Below are 16,554 nucleotides of genomic sequence, written 5' to 3' on the forward strand. Positions count from 1 at the left end.
CCTTGTCAACGAACCGTTTATGCAGTACCACACCGTCCGGTTCACTGCAACACTTCTAACTTTGCCAGCGAGACGCCACAAACCGCGACGATTGTCATCGCGGTTCGGGCTATCCCTCGAGTTCCTTGGCGTCATTGCCTTCAAGCCAGCTCGCCCTTCGCCCGTTTCATCAGCAAATCGGCGAATCGTGCGCCCATCGGCTTATAGGTCGCATACGTCAGCCCTCCGGAAATGACGCCGCCGACCAGTGGAACCACTTTACTGATGGCGTCATCAACCGTCTTCTGGGTGATTTTCTTGCCGACCAGCATCGCGACTTTCTCGACTGCCGGATGCCACATCGTCATCGTCAGAACCTTGGCGGCGACCCTCTTGCCCACGACGGCGCTCGCCTGTCGGGAGATTTTCGCGATAAGACCGGCTGAGCCCGCCACGCCTAGCATACCGCCAAGGTACGCGATGATGGTGATACGCGTTTTTTCGGAAATGTCGGTTTTGCCGTCCTCAAACAGTTCTTGGTCACCGAAAAGATAGGCAAGCCTCTGTGCCATATTGAGCGCGAAACCGAAATACTGCAACACATCCACGCCGCCTACGGGAATCGCGATCAGCGGGTTGGCCGGCAGCCCGGCCACGAAGGAGGCCAACGCCGTTTGCGTCGCGCTGCCAGAAATGACTTTATCGGCCATCCTGCGCAGTTCCTCCAGCCCGTAGACGCTCTGCGGCCCCTGAGCGAGAATCTTGTCCAGATACGGAGAATCCGCGAACTGACTCCGCAGGAAGTCCTCCCTGTCGACCCGCACCATCGGCGAATGCGCCAGAGCGGTGACCGTCTTGATCGTCGTCTCGATCATTTTGGCTTGATTTGTAATTCCCACGACCAGCCCCTCATTAAACGTCATAACATACTCGAATTGCTTGCACTCAGCCCGAAGCCGCCAAACTGAAAACACCATATGCGACAACGGAAAAAACCATGACGCAGACACGGCTTGCAAACATCACGTCACCTTGGGCGATTCATCAATTGTAGCATCGTCACTAGCGGCGGTTATGCTCTTAATTCATATATCCCTTGGGCGGGCGCACGTCGCCGAACCCGTTGACAACCGTGGACGAGAGGTCGAGATGAAGGAACTGGAAGACAGGATTCGCAACGACGGAGCAGTCAAGCCCGGCGAGGTGCTGAAAGTCGACTCATTCCTCAATCACCAATGTGATGTGACCCTCTTCGAACACATGGGTGCCGAATGGGCGCGGATTTTCGCCGGCAAGCGTGTCGACAAGATTCTTACCATCGAGGCTTCCGGCATTGGCATCGCCTGCTGCGCGGCGCGACATTTCGGCGACTGCCCCGTCGTCTTCGCCAAGAAAAGCCAGTCCATCAACCTCGATGGCGATCAGTACATGGCCAAAGTTTACTCATACACCAAGCAGAAGGAGTTTCCCATTATCGTCTCCAAGCGGTTCCTCACCCCCGGTGAGCACGTACTGCTGCTTGACGATTTCCTAGCCAACGGCAAGGCCATGCATGGTCTGATTGATATCTGCAACGCGGCCGGGGTCATCATCGAAGGCATTGGCATCGCCATCGAAAAAGGCTTCCAACGTGGCGGCAAGGAGCTTCGCGAGGCGGGTTACGATGTCGAATCGCTGGCTATCATTAAGTCCATGAACGGCGATGAGGGCACTATCGAGTTCGCCTGAGTCCCCGTCAAATCATCATCCATCACCATCACAACCGACGTAACGGACTATAAGACATTCACGATACGGTCCAGCATTGTCAGCACTATCTCAATTCACCCGGAAAAGAGACCCTTTGAGCACTGATAAGCAACCGACAGGCAACGCCTCGGCATCCGACAAACCAACAACGTCAACAGCGGAACATCAGCCGGCCGAACAGAGCCGCCAAGCGCAGTCGCATTCCGGATTTGGGTTCCGATTTGGCCGTTCCGAAGCGACGCAGGACTATTCATCCGCCATACACGCCTTTCAGTCGCCGCAGTCCGCGCGCTCCAATCGGATCACTGCCGAGGCTTTGACCAGTCTCGACGGGAGGATTTCCTTCTGGCACGGCATCCCCTTCGGCCTACAGCACGTCATGGCGATGTTCGTGGCCAATCTTGCCCCGATCTTTCTGGTGACGGCAGCCGCGCACTTAAGTCCCGAACAGTCCGCAATGGTGATTCAGAACGGCCTGCTGGTGGCAGGTCTGGGCACGTGCCTCCAGCTGTACCCATTGTGGCGCATCGGAAGCCGTTTGCCCATGGTCACCGGCATCTCGTTTACCTATGTGGCCGCCGCAGTGGCGATCGTCGGCAAGCAGGGCTATGGGGCGTTGGTGGGCGCGGTGATCGTAGGAGGCCTTATTGAACTGATTCTAGGACTGACCGCAACGTTCTGGAAAAAGTACGTACCCCCCATCGTCTCCGCCATTGTCGTGACTTCCATCGGTTTCTCACTGCTGTCGACAGGAGCCTCTTCGTTCGGCGGGGGTGCAGGCGCCAAGGACTTCGGCAGTTGGCAGAATCTCACACTTGGTCTGATTTCATTGGTTGCCTGCCTGGCTTTCCAATTGCTCATGCGCGGCACGGCAAAGCAACTTTCCGTGCTGTTCGGATTGGTCGTCGGCTATGTGGCCGCCCTGTGCATGGGTAAGGTCGACTTCTCAGAATTCTCAAACCTGCAAGCGTTCAGCTTGCCGAAGTTCATGCCGTTCGCCCCGACTTTTGACGCCGGAGCCATCGTTTCCTTCGCATTGCTTTACGTCGTCTCATCCGTTGAGGTGCTGGGCGACACGGCCGCCCTGTCGAAGGTCGGACTGAACCGATTGCCCTCGGACCGCGAAACATCCGGTGCCATTGCGGGCGACGGCCTGATTTCAACCATTTCCGGGCTCTTCGGATGTCTGCCACTGACCTCATTTGCACAGAACATCGGTCTGGTCGCGGTCACGAAGGTGGTCAATCGCAAAGTAATCTTTTCCGGCGGCTTGATCTTGATTCTCGCCAGCTTTGTGCCGGGTGTGGCGCAGGTGTTCAATTCCATGCCGCAATCGGTGCTGGGCGGCTGCACGATCATGATGTTCGGCAACATCATCCTCTCGGGGTTCCAGATGATCGCAGAAGCAGGATTCAGCCAACGAAACACGACCATAGCCGCTTTGGCCCTCACGATCGGCATCGGCTTCACTCAGGTGGGCGGCATCTTCGCGAACTTTCCCGCCCTGTTCCAGTCGATTTTCGCCACCAACTGCATCGCGGTATCGTTTGTCGTCGCGGTGATCCTCAACGCCCTACTGCCCGGCGAAGAACGATTCCTGGTCAACCCGAATGACGACAGGACCGCTGAATAGTCATCGGCCGCCGCGCTCACATACAGCGCCAGGCCACACCTTTCACCGATAACGATTTGGCCCCTGCATCTTCAAACGCAGGGGCCAAGCTTATAAAGTCGCCAAAGTCAACGCCACCAAATCAGGCGTAAACTCGACTCCCGATCACTGGTTAATGCCTAGGTATTCGTCGAAAATCTCGTTATACATCTCGATGAAATCAAAGAAGACGGACTTGGGTAGGCTCTCATTGATGCAGTGCATCGTACGGTTGCCGGGACCGAATACTACATAGGCCGTATCCCTCGGGGCGTCCCGCAGCAGTTCGCTTCCGTCCGTACCGCCGGACACGCCGATCACGGGAATCGGAGCCGTGTTGCCCTGGCTCCTCAAATGCCGTTCACCCACCGACTTGACGATCGAGGAGAGCTTGGAATCCTTGGGGCCGATGACGGGAACGATGTCCATTGTGACGTCGTAGGACACGCTAGCCTTGTGATTTTCGTTGAACTTGGCGACCTCCTCGTCAAGCACCGCCAGAATCTCCTTGTTGCTCAGCTCGGGGATGATGCGGATGTTGATCTCGGCGCTGGCCGATTCCGGAATGGCGTTGACCTGCCTGCCGCCACGAATGACGTCGATGTTGAAGACCGTGTCGCCAAGATCGGCGCTCGTGACTCCCCTGGCCGCGTCAAGTATGCACGTCTTCAGAGAGGTCAGGAACTCGACGATGGCCTCGACCGCGTTGATTCCGGCATCGGGCATGGAGCTATGTGCGGCCTTGCCTTTCATCCTGATGTTCAGGTTCAGTTCACCCTTGGTCGCGTAGATGATGCTGTAACCGGAGGGTTCGCCCACCAGCAACGCGTCCACATCTTTCATATAGCCCTGCTCATGCAGCCTGCGGGCACCGGGCATGCCGACCTCCTCGCCCGCAGTAGCCAAGAACCGCACGGTGCCGTGCATCTGGCTTTCATGAGCCTTCAGATTGACCATCGCCGCGACGATCGCCGCCAAACCGCCTTTCATGTCCGTTACGCCACGCCCGTAAAACATGTCGCCCTCTTCGGTGAGCGTGAAGGGGTCGCGGAGCCAGCCCTCCTGTTGCGCCGAAACCGTGTCCATATGCCCTGTGACACACAGGACCGGCTTGCCGTGGCCGATTTCCGCAACAAGGTTCGCACGCGTGGGGTCATCCTCGAAAGGCAGCACTTTCGACGCTATGCCGGCCTTTTTGAAAATCCCGTCAATCAGATCGGCCACAACCTTTTCGTTACCGTTCTCGGTGTGCATGGCCACGAACTGACGCAGTAGATCCAAGGTTTCATCGGTATTCATATATCTCCTTTCAACAAACAACAGATACCCCTCCATTCAACCACTTTTATCGTTGCCGCCCGGCCAATCGCTCGATGCGACTTACCGTGGGCCGAAAATACAGCGTGCCCAACACCCGAACAAAGTGTTGGGCACCAAAATTCGAAACCGTCGGCATTTATTCAATGCTGGCTGGGATTGTGGTCAGTCGATTTAGGATCGGGCATGGAATTCAACGTAGCCATGTCCTCCGGACCGATGACGAAATCCACAGCCGCGTTGTGCTCAATATGCTCTCGCGTCGTGGCCTTTGGCAACGGCAACACACCGTTGTCCAGACAGAAGCGAATCGCCAACTGTGCGGTCGAAACGCCGTAACGTTCGGCCATCGACTTGATTTGCGGGTCATCCAACAGGCCACCGGTCGCCAGCGGTGAGTAGGCCTCCACCAGCACATCATTGGCTTTGGCGAATGCCGTGTTCACCGGCTCGGTCGCGCCTATGTAATACTGAATCTGATCAACGGCCGGCTTGACCTCGGAATGGTCCAGGATGTTCTTCAAATCGTGATCATCGAAGTTCGACACCCCAATGGCGCGAATACGCCCCTGACGGTAGAGCTTGACCAGCTCGTTCCATGCCACGAGGTTCTCGTCGTCGCAACGCACCATTCCTGCCTGGCTCCACGGCCATGGGGCATGGATGATGTACATGTCGATTACATCAAGGCCGAGGTTGTCCATGGTCCGTTCGAAATGATCGCGCACACCCTCTGCGTCCTTCACTTCGGCCGGCAGCTTAGAAGTGACGAAAATGTCATCGCGGGAGATGCCGGAGTCGGCAATCGCCCGTCCCACGCTCTTCTCATTGCCATACACATAGGCGGTGTCAATATGGCGGTAGCCCGTTTCAAGCGCCATTCGCACCGCGTCGTAGCAAACCTTACCATCCGGAATCTGCCAGGTCCCGAACCCTACCTTGGGTATCTCCACCCCGTTGTTCAGTGTATAGGTTTCAGTCAATACCGTCATTGCGCCACCTTCGTTCATCATCGAGATTAGTCAGTCACTTCAACTGTAACGCCTGAAATAGCCGAGGCGCGAATACTGCGATTAATCGGCTTCGGGCGTAATTGGATGCAGCACGGCCTTTTCATGGCCGAAACAAGCAGACCGGTAGCCATAAACATGGATAAACCCTGCCAGCGAATCCGCAAACGCATGATTTTCGCCGACAGGTTTCACAATGGCATTTCTCAGCTGGCCACGGTATGCCCGCAGACACAGTGAGCAACTGATGCCAGACCCGCAGCAGGCCGGTGTCCGCAGCTTTGACCGGCGACCAAGGGTTTGCACCCTTATGACCGGAATATCGTCCTAAGCCCGAGCCTGGCCTGAATGACTTACTCCCACTCGATCGTGGCCGGCGGCTTGGAGGTGCAGTCGAGCACGACACGGTTGATGCTCGGGCATTCATTTGTGATGCGGGTGGAGATGGTGGCCAGCACGTCGTAAGGCAGACGATACCAGTCGGCCGTCATCGCATCCTCGGAAGTAATCGGACGTAGCACGATCGGTGAACCATAGGTGCGTTCATCGCCCTGAACGCCCACCGAATGCACGTTCGCCAACAACACGACCGGACACTGCCATATCTCGCGGTCGAGTCCGGCTCGGCTCATTTCCTCGCGTGCGATGGCGTCCGCGTCACGTAACAGATCGAGACGCTCCTTGGTGATCTCCCCTACAATTCGGATGCCAAGACCCGGTCCAGGGAACGGTTGGCGCCAGACCATGCTTTCAGGCAGACCAAGCTGGGTGCCGATGGCCCTGACCTCATCCTTGAACAGCGTACGCAACGGCTCGATGAGCTCGAATTTCACGTCATCCGGCAGACCGCCGACATTGTGGTGCGACTTGATGTTGGCTGCACCGTCACCACCGCCGGACTCGACCACATCCGGATACAGGGTGCCCTGCACGAGGAACTTGACCTCCTTGCCACGCGCGCCGGCCTCCTCGAGCACCTGACGCTGCGCCTTCTCAAAAGTCCGAATGAACTTCTCACCGATGATCTTGCGCTTGCGCTCCGGCTCGGTGACGCCTTTGAGGGCGGCAAGGAAGTCCTCGGAAGCGTCAACCGTAATCATGCGAATACCGGTGGCCTCGACGAAATCATGCTTGACCTGATCGGCCTCGCCCTTGCGCAACATGCCATGGTCGACAAACACGCATGTGAGCTGATCGCCGATGGCCTTATGAACCAACGTTGCAGCCACAGCCGAATCCACACCTCCGGACAGACCGCAGATCACCTCGGCGTCGCCGACCTGGGCGCGGATCTTGGCCACCTGATCCTCGATGATGCCCGACGCATCCCAGTCACGAGGCAGACCGGCGCAATCATGCAGGAACGTGGAGATAAGCTCCTGGCCCAGCGGCGTATGCTTGACCTCCGGGTGCCATTGCACGCCGTAAAGCCTACGAGACTTGTCCTGCATGGCGGCCACAGGCGCGCCGGCGGTGTGCGCCAGCACTTCGAAGCCGGCAGGTGCCTGTTCCACGGCGACACCGTGGCTCATCCACGTGGTCTGGTCGTTGGGTGAATCCGCCAGGACGCCGTCGGCATGATCAATCACGGTGTCCGTCTTGCCGTACTCGCCCAGAGCGGCCTTGTCGACCTTGCCGCCGAGTTCCTGCGCCATCACCTGGAAGCCGTAGCAAATGCCGAGCACGGGCACGCCCGCCTCAAAAACGGACTTGTCGATGGTCGGCGCGCCCGGTTCATAAACGGACGCAGGACCCCCCGAAAGAATGATGGCTTTCGGATCCTTGGCAAGCATCTGGGAAACCGGCATCGTGTGCGGCACCAGTTCGGAGTAAACGTTCGCCTCGCGAACACGCCGTGCGATAAGCTGGGCGTACTGAGCCCCGAAATCAACGACAAGTACTGGACCCTCGGCCATAAGACTTCTCCCTCATATGTGTTCCGTCCTGCACCAACCACACATGTTTCGTGCGCGTGCCTACTCGTTTTATACCATAAACCCTGTAGCATGATGCTTTGTGCGAAAGGCTTGTCATGGTCGGCGGATGCGAGCCGGCAGGTTTTATATCTTCGAGTAGCAATTTAACAAAACATAACCTCACAAAAATCAACACGCCGCACGTTTTTTCTGCGAACCGAACATGCGTAATCGTTGGAAAATATAATGTTTTGGCTCTATTGCAACGTTTGCTCGATTCGAAGGGGCGTTCGAAATTCTCACATTCCTCTTGGTAAAAACCACAATAATAACCAAAAATAAAACATTTACGCACACAGATGCAAAAAAACGTCCAAAAGTCGTTAACGGAACGTAAACTTGGAGGCGATTTGGGAATGCGTCCCGGGCGATTCGTCAATACCCGAAACGCACGACCGAAAAAGAAATAACCAACAGCACGTGAACGTGCAGGAGTACAGGAGCATACATGACTAGTCCTGTTATTGGAACCCCGTGGAAGAAGCTCGACAAGCCGGTTTCCGAGGAATCGCTTGAGGGCGTCGACAAATACTGGCGCACCGCGAACTATCTTTCCATCGGCCAGATTTATTTGCGCAGCAACCCTTTGATGAAGGAACCCTTCACCCGCGAGGACGTGAAGTATCGTCTGGTCGGCCACTGGGGCACCACTCCGGGTCTTAACTTCCTGATGGGTCACATCAACCGCCTGATCGCCGATCACCAGCAGAACACCGTGTTCATCATGGGCCCCGGTCATGGCGGACCCGCCGGAACCTCGCAGTCCTACCTTGACGGCACCTACAGTGAGTATTACCCGAACATCACCAAGGATGAGGCCGGCCTGCAGAAGTTCTTCCGCCAGTTCTCCTACCCTGGCGGCATTCCTTCGCACTTCGCACCTGAGACTCCGGGCTCGATTCACGAAGGTGGCGAGTTGGGCTACGCCCTCAGCCACGCCTACGGCGCCATCATGAACAATCCTAGCCTGTTCGTACCCGCGGTCGTCGGCGACGGCGAAGCCGAGACGGGCCCCTTGGCCACCGGCTGGCAGTCCAACAAGCTCGTCAACCCGCGCACCGACGGCATCGTGCTGCCGATTCTGCACCTGAACGGCTACAAGATCGCCAATCCGTCAATTCTTTCCCGCATCCCCGATGAGGAGCTCCACGAGTTCTTCGAGGGCATGGGTTACGAACCCTACGAGTTCGTCGCCGGTTTCGACGACGAGGATCACATGTCCATTCACCGCCGCTTTGCTGAGTTGCTCGAGACCGTCTTCGATGAGATCTGCGACATCAAGGCAATGGCTCAGACCGATGATATGGCACGCCCGACCTACCCGATGATCATCTTCCGTACCCCCAAGGGCTGGACCTGCCCGAAGTACATCGACGGCAAGAAGACCGAAGGCTCCTGGCGCGCCCATCAGGTGCCGCTCGCTTCGGCCCGCGATACCGAGGCCCACTTCCAGGTGCTCAAGGGCTGGCTCGAAAGCTACAAGCCCGAAGAGCTCTTCGACGACAAGGGCGCCGTGCGTCCCGAGGTCACCGCGTTCATGCCGAAGGGCGAACTGCGCATCGGCCAGAACCCGAACGCCAACGGCGGTCGCATCCGCGAGGATCTCAAGCTGCCGAACCTCGAAGATTACAAGGTCTCCGAGGTCGAGAAGTTCGGCCATGGTTGGGGCCAGCTCGAGGCCACGCGTCGTCTGGGCGACTACACCCGCGACATCATTAAGATGAACCCGGATTCGTTCCGTATCTTCGGACCGGACGAGACCGCCTCCAACCGCTTGCAGGCCGCTTACGAGGTTACCAACAAGCAGTGGGACAACGGCTATCTGTCCGAGCAGACCGACGAACACATGGCCGTCACCGGTCAGGTCATCGAACAGCTTTCGGAGCATCAGATGGAAGGCTTCCTCGAAGGTTATCTGCTCACCGGACGTCACGGCATCTGGAGCTCCTACGAGTCCTTCGTGCACGTCATCGACTCCATGCTCAACCAGCACGCCAAGTGGCTCGAGGCCACGGTGCGCGAGATTCCGTGGCGCAAGCCGATCGCTTCGATGAACATGCTCGTCACCTCCCACGTATGGCGTCAGGACCACAACGGCTTCTCACACCAGGATCCGGGCGTGACCTCGCTGCTGCTGAACAAGACCTTCAACAACGACCATGTCACGGGCATCTACTTCCCCGCCGACGCCAATCTTCTGCTGGCCGTCGCCGAGAAGGCGTTCAAGTCCACCAACATGATCAACGCGATTATCGCCGGCAAGCAGCCCGCCGCAACGTGGGTTTCTCTCGACGAAGCTCGTGCCGAACTTGAAAAGGGCGCAGCCACTTGGGATTGGGCTTCCAATGCCAAGAACAACGACGAAGTCCAGGTCGTGCTTGCCGCCGCCGGCGACGTTCCTACCCAGGAGATCATGGCAGCTTCCGAGAAGCTCAAGGCCATCGGCATCAAGTTCAAGGTGGTCAACGTGGTCGACCTGCTCAAGTTGCAGGGAGTCAAGGAGAACGACGAGGCGCTGACCGATGCCGAGTTCGAGGATATCTTCACCGCCGACAAGCCGGTGCTGTTCGCCTACCACTCCTACGCGCACGACATCCGCTCCCTGATCTTCGACCGTCCGAACCACGACAACTTCAACGTTCACGGCTACGAAGAGCAGGGCTCCACCACCACGCCATACGACATGGTGCGGGTCAACGAGATGGATCGCTACGAGCTGACCGCCGAGGCGCTGCGCATGGTTGACGCCGACAAGTACGCCGACGAGATCGCCAAGCTGGAACAGTTCCGTCAGGATGCCTTCCAGTTCGCGGTCGACAAGGGCTACGACCACCCGGATTATTCCGAGTGGGTCTACTCCGACGTGAACACCGATCATCAGGGCGGCATCTCCGCTACCGCTGCGACAGCTGGTGACAACGAGTGAGCATGACCGATCGTTGACATTGTTCAGCGTGTGATATGCGAAAGGGCGTCCGGACTGCGGTTCGGACGCCCTTTCGCATATCATCAGTGATTTGTTCCCGGTAATGAATATATCCTGCCCAAGTCCGCCGAACCATGTGTGTCCGGTCACACCCGCGCATAGAATAGAGAGGGTCAATATCGTGATTGACCGCACATCAATGCGCCGAAAGGCACACAAAGGAGTTTCATCGTGGCCAATGAAGTCGTTTACATTGCCAGTCCGGAAGGCGGCAACGGCCGTAATGTCGTTGCTTATGGCGTAGTCAAGGCGCTTGCTGCGCTCGGCAGGACCGCCATTTACCGCCCCGTAGCCTGCAAGCATGAGTCATTCACCGACGTATTGCTCACCGTTGCCAATGCCGGTCAGACGGAAGCCGGCGAGGTGAGGGCTTTGTGCCCAAGGCACGCCCGCACCGACAAGGCCGGTGCGCGTGGGGACATCGTGGCCGCGTACAATAACGAACTTGCAGACATCGACCCTGATTCCATGGTCATCGTCGGCACGGATGGTTCCAAGGTGTTCGATCCGGAGAACTTCACGTTTAACGCTCAAATCGCCTCCGACCTGAAGGCCAAGACCTTCCTGGCCGTATGCACCATTCCGCGCGATGGCGATCAGGTCAGAGCGACGGTGGAAGCCTGCACCAGGACCATTGAGAACGAGGGCGGCGAGGTCGCCGGCGTTTTCGTCACCGGCTGCACCGATCAGAAGGCGACGGACGCGAAGCGGGCTTTGTCCGACTGGCCCGTGCCGGTGTGGACCATTCCCGCGGTGGACTTCCCTTCGGACGATGACCCGGACGCGCAATCCAAGGCCGATAAAGCCTTCTTGGATAATGCGCCGGCCTCGGAAGTCGTCGCCGCGGCACGCGCTCCGTTCAACGCCCCCATCACTCCCTATGCCTTCCAAAATAGCCTTCTGGCCAGCGCCAAGGCCGACAAAAAGACCATTGTATTGCCCGAAGGCTCGGAAGACCGCATCATCAAGGCCGCGGACTACCTGCTCGAACGCGACATCGTCAATCTGATCATCGTAGGAGACAAAGACGCAATCCTGGCTCGCGGCGAACAACTCGGTCTCAAGTCTCTGAACAAGGCCACATATCAGCCCATGGACGACGAGGCAGTGCTGGAGCCGATGACCTCCAAACTCTGCGAGCTTCGCGCGAAAAAGGGCATGACCCCTGAGCAGGCACGCAAGCAACTGGCAGACCCGAGCTACTTCGGCACGATGCTTGTGGTATTGGGCAAAGCCGATGGTTTGGTGTCAGGTTCCATCAATTCGACCGCCAACACAGTGCGTCCGGCACTTCAGGTAATCAAGACCAAACCCAACGCTTCGCTGGTTTCCGGTGCATTCCTCATGTGCTCCAAGGATCACGTAGCCGTTTTTTCCGACTGTGCGATCAATCTCAACCCCAACGCCGAGCAACTGGCGGACATCGCCATCCAGTCCGCGGAGACGGCCCGCTCCTTCGGTATTGACCCCAAGGTGGGCATGTTGTGCTATTCCACCCTTGGTTCAGGCAAAGGCCCGGACGTGGATCTTGTCGAGGAAGCCACCCAGATCGTCAAGCAGAAGGCTCCGGAGCTTCCCGTGGTCGGCTCCATCCAGTTCGACGCCGCATGGTCTCCCGTCGTCGCGGCCACCAAGGCCAAGGGCAATGATGTGGCCGGACATGTCAACGTGTTCGTCTTCCCGTCCCTTGCCGCAGGCAACATCGGCTACAAGGCCGTTCAACGCACCTCCGGCGCTCTGGCCATCGGACCGGTCCTGCAGGGGCTGAACAAGCCAGTGAACGATCTGTCGCGCGGTGCGAACGTCGATGACATCATCAACACCGTCGCTCTGACCGCCGTCGAGGCACAACAGTAACAGCGAATACCATATTCCGTCCGTATCGCCGGGATCCATACACCATTGTCGGCAATATGGACGGAATTTTTTATATCGAAAGCACACAACGAAACAGGCTGCATTCACACTGACACGTGATCGTGCACCTTGTGACTGCGTCCAGGTTTGGATGAGCGTTGACAACGCGAGTCATAATCTCACCTATGCAAGAATTCGAGAAAGCACAGGAATACAGCTCTTGTAGTAGCTCGTGAGTAGACTGAACGTTTGGTAGCCGTGGAGTCCAACCACGGGTCAATTTATATATGGAGGATGCACACAATGGCGAAAACCGTCCTTGTCATCAATGCCGGTTCCAGCTCTATCAAGTATCAGCTGGTCGACCTCGAGTCCGGCGAGGGTCTCGCCAATGGGTTGGTCGAAAAAATCGGTGAGCCTATTGACGGCCACTACAAGCATGAGTTCAACGGAGAGAAGCACGAGCTCGATGAGCCAATCAAGACGCATGCGGACGGTTTGAAGCGTGTTCTCGGTTTCTTTGAGGAGTACGGTCCGAATCTTCAGGATTCCGGGATCGTCGCCGTCGGTCATCGTGTGGTTCAGGGCGGTTCGATCTTCCCGAAGCCTGCTCTGGTCAATGAGAAGACCATTGCTCAGGTCAAGGATCTCGCTGTGTTGGCACCGTTGCACAACGGACCCGAGGCCAAGGGTGCGGAAGTCATGGAACAGCTGCTTCCTGATGTGCCGCAGATCTTCGTCTTCGATTCATCCTTCTTCTTCCAGCTTCCCGAAGAGGCAAGCACCTACGCGCTGAACAAAGAAGTGGCCGAGAAATACAAGATTCGTCGCTACGGCGCCCATGGCACGAGCCACGAGTACATCGGCGGCGTTGTACCGGAATTCCTCGGAAGGCCGGCGGAAGGACTCAAGCAGATTGTGCTGCACATCGGCAACGGCGCTTCGGCTTCCGCTCAGATTTCCGGCCGCCCGATCGACACCTCAATGGGTCTGACCCCGCTTGAAGGGCTCATGATGGGTGGGCGCACCGGCGATATCGACCCGGCCGTCGTGTTCCACCTGATCCGTAACGCCCACATGAACGTGGACGAGATCGACGACCTGTTCAACAAGAAGTCCGGCATGATGGGCATGACCGGCTTTGCGGACATGCGCGAGATCGATCGCCTCATCGGTGAAGGTAACAAAGACGCCATTCTCGCGATGAAGATGTATGTGCACCGTATTGTTGGTTACATCGGCAACTACACCGCTCAGATGGGCGGCGTGGATGTCATCACCTTCACTGCCGGCGTCGGTGAGAACGATGACAAGGTCCGCGCCCACGTGTGCAAGAAGCTGGAGCCCTTCGGCGTCAAGCTGGACGAGGAGAAGAACGCGATCCGCTCCAAGCAGCCGCGCATCATCTCCACACCGGACAGCTCCGTGACCATTTGCGTCATTCCCACCAACGAGGAACTGGCCATCGCCCACAAGGCCGAAAAAATCGCAAAAGAAGGCAGGGATTCATACGGCAACGTGTTCGAGAAGTAAATAAGCTCGAATAGGAAAAGCGGTCTTTTCTTGATTAGTCACAATCACGAAAAGACCGCTTTTGTTTTTAAGGGCATCGCCCCGTCAAATCGATAACGAAAGATGAACCGTGATCTCCGAGGTTCTCAACACCCAAAAATCCCACGAATCAGAATAATCCGGATAACTGCGAATTTCAACGCAGCATCGCGCTCCACATGCCCGTGAAATCGGGTAATGTCTTACGTGTTGTACCCACGTTTCGAATGCGTGTCCCCGGCACCTTCAATCCGATCATGGCCGCGAAAGTGGCCATGCGGTGGTCGGCGTAGGTCTCCATCGTTTCGCCATGCAAACGGTCAAGGGTCGCGGGGATTATGCGCAAACCATCAGGCAGTTCCTCCGCACCGGCGCCAATACGGGTAATCTCAGTGACCAGAGCGGCGAGCCGATTCGTTTCATGACCACGTAAATGGCCGATGCCCACCAGTTCGCTGGGTTCATCAGCGAGTGTGGCCAGTGCGGCGATGCTTGGGGCAATCTCCCCCGCGGCCGCCAAGTCAAAACCGTCTCCAAGCCCATGAATCGGGCCGCTCATCGATACCGTCAACAGCCCATGTGCGCCAGACGAATCGTTGCCGGCCAAACCATCCGTCCCGCCGTCATCATTACCCGTCAATGGCCGACCGTCCAACGACACCGTGGCCCCCATTCTGGTCAGGATGCCAGGCAACAAGGCTCCGGGCTGGGTACTGGACACAGGCCAGTCTGGCACACTGACCGAGCCACCGGCAATCATCGCCGCACCAAGGAACGGTGCGGCGTTCGACAGATCCGGCTCAACGACGACGCCCTGCGGCAACTGAATCGGCTTTGCGGCCACCACCCACCGCCCCGGTTGCGGCATGCGTATCGAACCGCCTGCGGTCTCCACATCAGCCATGGTCATGCGAATGTGCGGCAGACTCGGCAGGCTTTCACCGGTGTGCCGAAGCTCCAGCCCATATGGCAGCCGCGAACCGATGAGCAACAGACTTGATATGAACTGTGACGAGGCTGAAGCGTCAATGGACACTCGTGTGATGCCGGCCGCCAGCCCACCCTTACTGTCCCCGGAAACATCATCGTTCGACGGCGGAATGATCGTGAAAGGCAGAAAACCCGGCTTCCCCTCATATCGCACACGCGCCCCCAGCTGTTCCAGCCCGTCAAGCACCGGATGCATCGGACGCGCGTAAGCCTGTTCGTCGCCGTCGAAATGTACCGGCCCATCAGCGAACAAGGCCAACGAAGGCACAAACCGCATCACTGTACCAGCTAATCCGCAATATACCGTCACGTCACCACGAAAACGCCCACTGACCGGCGGAGTGACGGTTGCCAGAGTGTCGTCATTGGGATCATATTCAATACCGACCCCCAGTCCACGCAACGCAGCGGCCATCAAATCCGTATCCCTCGAGCGCAGCAAGCCATGTAAAGTCACCGGTTCACGACCCAAGGCGGCTATGATCAGGTACCGGTTTGACAACGACTTGCTGCCAGGCACGTCGACCGTCGCGTTCAACGGGCCGCTTGCCACGGGAGCGGGCCACGGGTCAGCGAGTTGAGCCGTAGTCTTAGAGCCACCCTGACGACGAAGGTCGCAATGTGAATCTTTGCGACCATTGGTCGCTTGGTAGATAGCCTCATTGGTCATGGTCATCGAGTCTAGTGCCACTTATATACAGAATGACTACGGCGACAGAGATCAACCCGCGCCATGGCCGGAACGACGCCAGCTGCCGGAATACGCGACATGTGTCCCAGAAAACAAAAACAAAAACGAAAAACGTTTATGGTCCGCACTACGGCATATCCTTTTGACTGCCGACAGTAATGCATTGCAGATTTTGACACGATGGGGGTCAGTCAGACGGCTATGACGTTCAACAATGATATGCGCAACGAGCAGACCAAGACCGCAATGGCCACATCACATGATGACGCGCCCTCCCGTAAAAGGATGCCCCTTCATGCCCGGCGTAGCGCTCCGCATCTACCGTATGTGTGGAAGCTTATAGTGGCCGTAACAATAGCCATGATTCTCGTACTTGTCGGAACAATCGGAGGCGTCGCATGGTGGCGTATGAGTCGCCAGAACCCACATGATCCATACCGGCAATTCCAAACCACCTCTGTCAAGCCCGCGAATTCGACGAGCGAGGGCGCCCTTCCTGCATATACCCCTGCCGAGTATAATCACAAAGCTCCGACCGTCGAAATCTACGTCGACTTCCTATGCCCGACGTGCGGTGAACTCAGCCGTCGACTTGACCCGACTCTCCTGAAAATGCAGCGGGCCAGGCAGATCAACCTGCAATTCCATCTCATCAACTTCCTTGATTCGGCAACCACCAAACATTATTCAACCCGCTCCGCCAGCGCCTTGGCGATGTCGCCGATCGCTTCGATGCCCTCATCGGCATCGACGGCAGCAAAGTCGGAGACTTGAATACACTGCCATCGCTCGGTTCT

11 protein-coding genes are annotated in these 16,554 nt (G+C 57.4%); 6 read left to right on the forward strand and 5 right to left on the reverse strand.

Translation table 11 applies throughout. The annotated features are described in order from the left end of the window. Positions 1–140: 140 nt before the first annotated feature. The gene (locus BBOH_RS01345; protein WP_143242345.1) at positions 141–878 is read right to left on the reverse strand and encodes a hypothetical protein; all 738 of its coding nucleotides are present in this window, start codon (positions 876–878) and stop codon (positions 141–143) included. 250 nt (positions 879–1,128) lie between these two features. Here BBOH_RS01345 and BBOH_RS01350 point away from each other — a divergent pair, with 250 nt between their 5' ends. Next, positions 1,129–1,707 (forward strand): xanthine phosphoribosyltransferase, encoded by a 579-nt coding sequence (locus BBOH_RS01350; protein WP_033520331.1) that lies wholly within the window; start codon positions 1,129–1,131, stop codon positions 1,705–1,707. A gap of 280 nt (positions 1,708–1,987) precedes the next feature. Continuing rightward, positions 1,988–3,361, forward strand: coding sequence for a nucleobase:cation symporter-2 family protein (locus tag BBOH_RS01355; protein WP_044098053.1), 1,374 nt, complete (start codon positions 1,988–1,990; stop codon positions 3,359–3,361). Positions 3,362–3,505: 144 nt separating this feature from the next. On the opposite strand, the gene BBOH_RS01360 is transcribed toward BBOH_RS01355, so the two are convergent. The 3 genes from BBOH_RS01360 to guaA form a co-directional block, all read right to left on the reverse strand. Further along, positions 3,506–4,678: an ArgE/DapE family deacylase gene (locus BBOH_RS01360; RefSeq protein WP_033520333.1), complete on the reverse strand. Its 1,173-nt coding sequence runs from the start codon at positions 4,676–4,678 to the stop codon at positions 3,506–3,508. Between the two features lie 161 nt (positions 4,679–4,839). Beyond that, on the reverse strand, positions 4,840–5,688 hold the full coding sequence (locus tag BBOH_RS01365; RefSeq protein ID WP_033520335.1) for an aldo/keto reductase: 849 nt from the start codon (positions 5,686–5,688) through the stop codon (positions 4,840–4,842). 371 nt (positions 5,689–6,059) lie between these two features. Next, a complete protein-coding gene (gene guaA, locus BBOH_RS01370; RefSeq protein WP_033520337.1) occupies positions 6,060–7,622 on the reverse strand; it encodes a glutamine-hydrolyzing GMP synthase in 1,563 nt (520 codons plus the stop codon). A 508-nt stretch (positions 7,623–8,130) separates the two neighbouring features. Between guaA and BBOH_RS01375 the strand changes: the two genes are divergently transcribed. The 3 genes from BBOH_RS01375 to BBOH_RS01385 all read left to right on the forward strand — a co-directional run bounded on the left by BBOH_RS01375 (position 8,131) and on the right by BBOH_RS01385 (position 14,058). Next, positions 8,131–10,608 carry a phosphoketolase gene (locus BBOH_RS01375; protein ID WP_033520339.1) on the forward strand — a complete coding sequence of 826 codons (2,478 nt, stop codon included), beginning with the start codon at positions 8,131–8,133 and terminating at the stop codon, positions 10,606–10,608. 231 nt (positions 10,609–10,839) lie between these two features. Continuing rightward, the gene (pta, locus tag BBOH_RS01380; RefSeq protein WP_033520341.1) at positions 10,840–12,525 is read left to right on the forward strand and encodes a phosphate acetyltransferase; all 1,686 of its coding nucleotides are present in this window, start codon (positions 10,840–10,842) and stop codon (positions 12,523–12,525) included. Positions 12,526–12,828: 303 nt separating this feature from the next. Then, positions 12,829–14,058 carry an acetate/propionate family kinase gene (locus BBOH_RS01385; protein WP_033520343.1) on the forward strand — a complete coding sequence of 410 codons (1,230 nt, stop codon included), beginning with the start codon at positions 12,829–12,831 and terminating at the stop codon, positions 14,056–14,058. A gap of 175 nt (positions 14,059–14,233) precedes the next feature. Here the strand turns inward: BBOH_RS01385 and aroA are convergent, their stop codons facing one another. Further along, positions 14,234–15,742, reverse strand: a complete 1,509-nt coding sequence (aroA, locus tag BBOH_RS01390; protein WP_033520345.1) for a 3-phosphoshikimate 1-carboxyvinyltransferase — start codon at positions 15,740–15,742, stop codon at positions 14,234–14,236. A 216-nt stretch (positions 15,743–15,958) separates the two neighbouring features. On the opposite strand from aroA, the gene BBOH_RS01395 reads away from it, so the two are divergent. Continuing rightward, the gene (locus BBOH_RS01395; RefSeq protein WP_052118106.1) at positions 15,959–16,531 is read left to right on the forward strand and encodes a DsbA family protein; all 573 of its coding nucleotides are present in this window, start codon (positions 15,959–15,961) and stop codon (positions 16,529–16,531) included. Positions 16,532–16,554 lie beyond the last annotated feature (23 nt).

Source organism: Bifidobacterium bohemicum DSM 22767 (genome assembly GCF_000741525.1).
GTDB lineage: Bacteria > Actinomycetota > Actinomycetes > Actinomycetales > Bifidobacteriaceae > Bifidobacterium > Bifidobacterium bohemicum.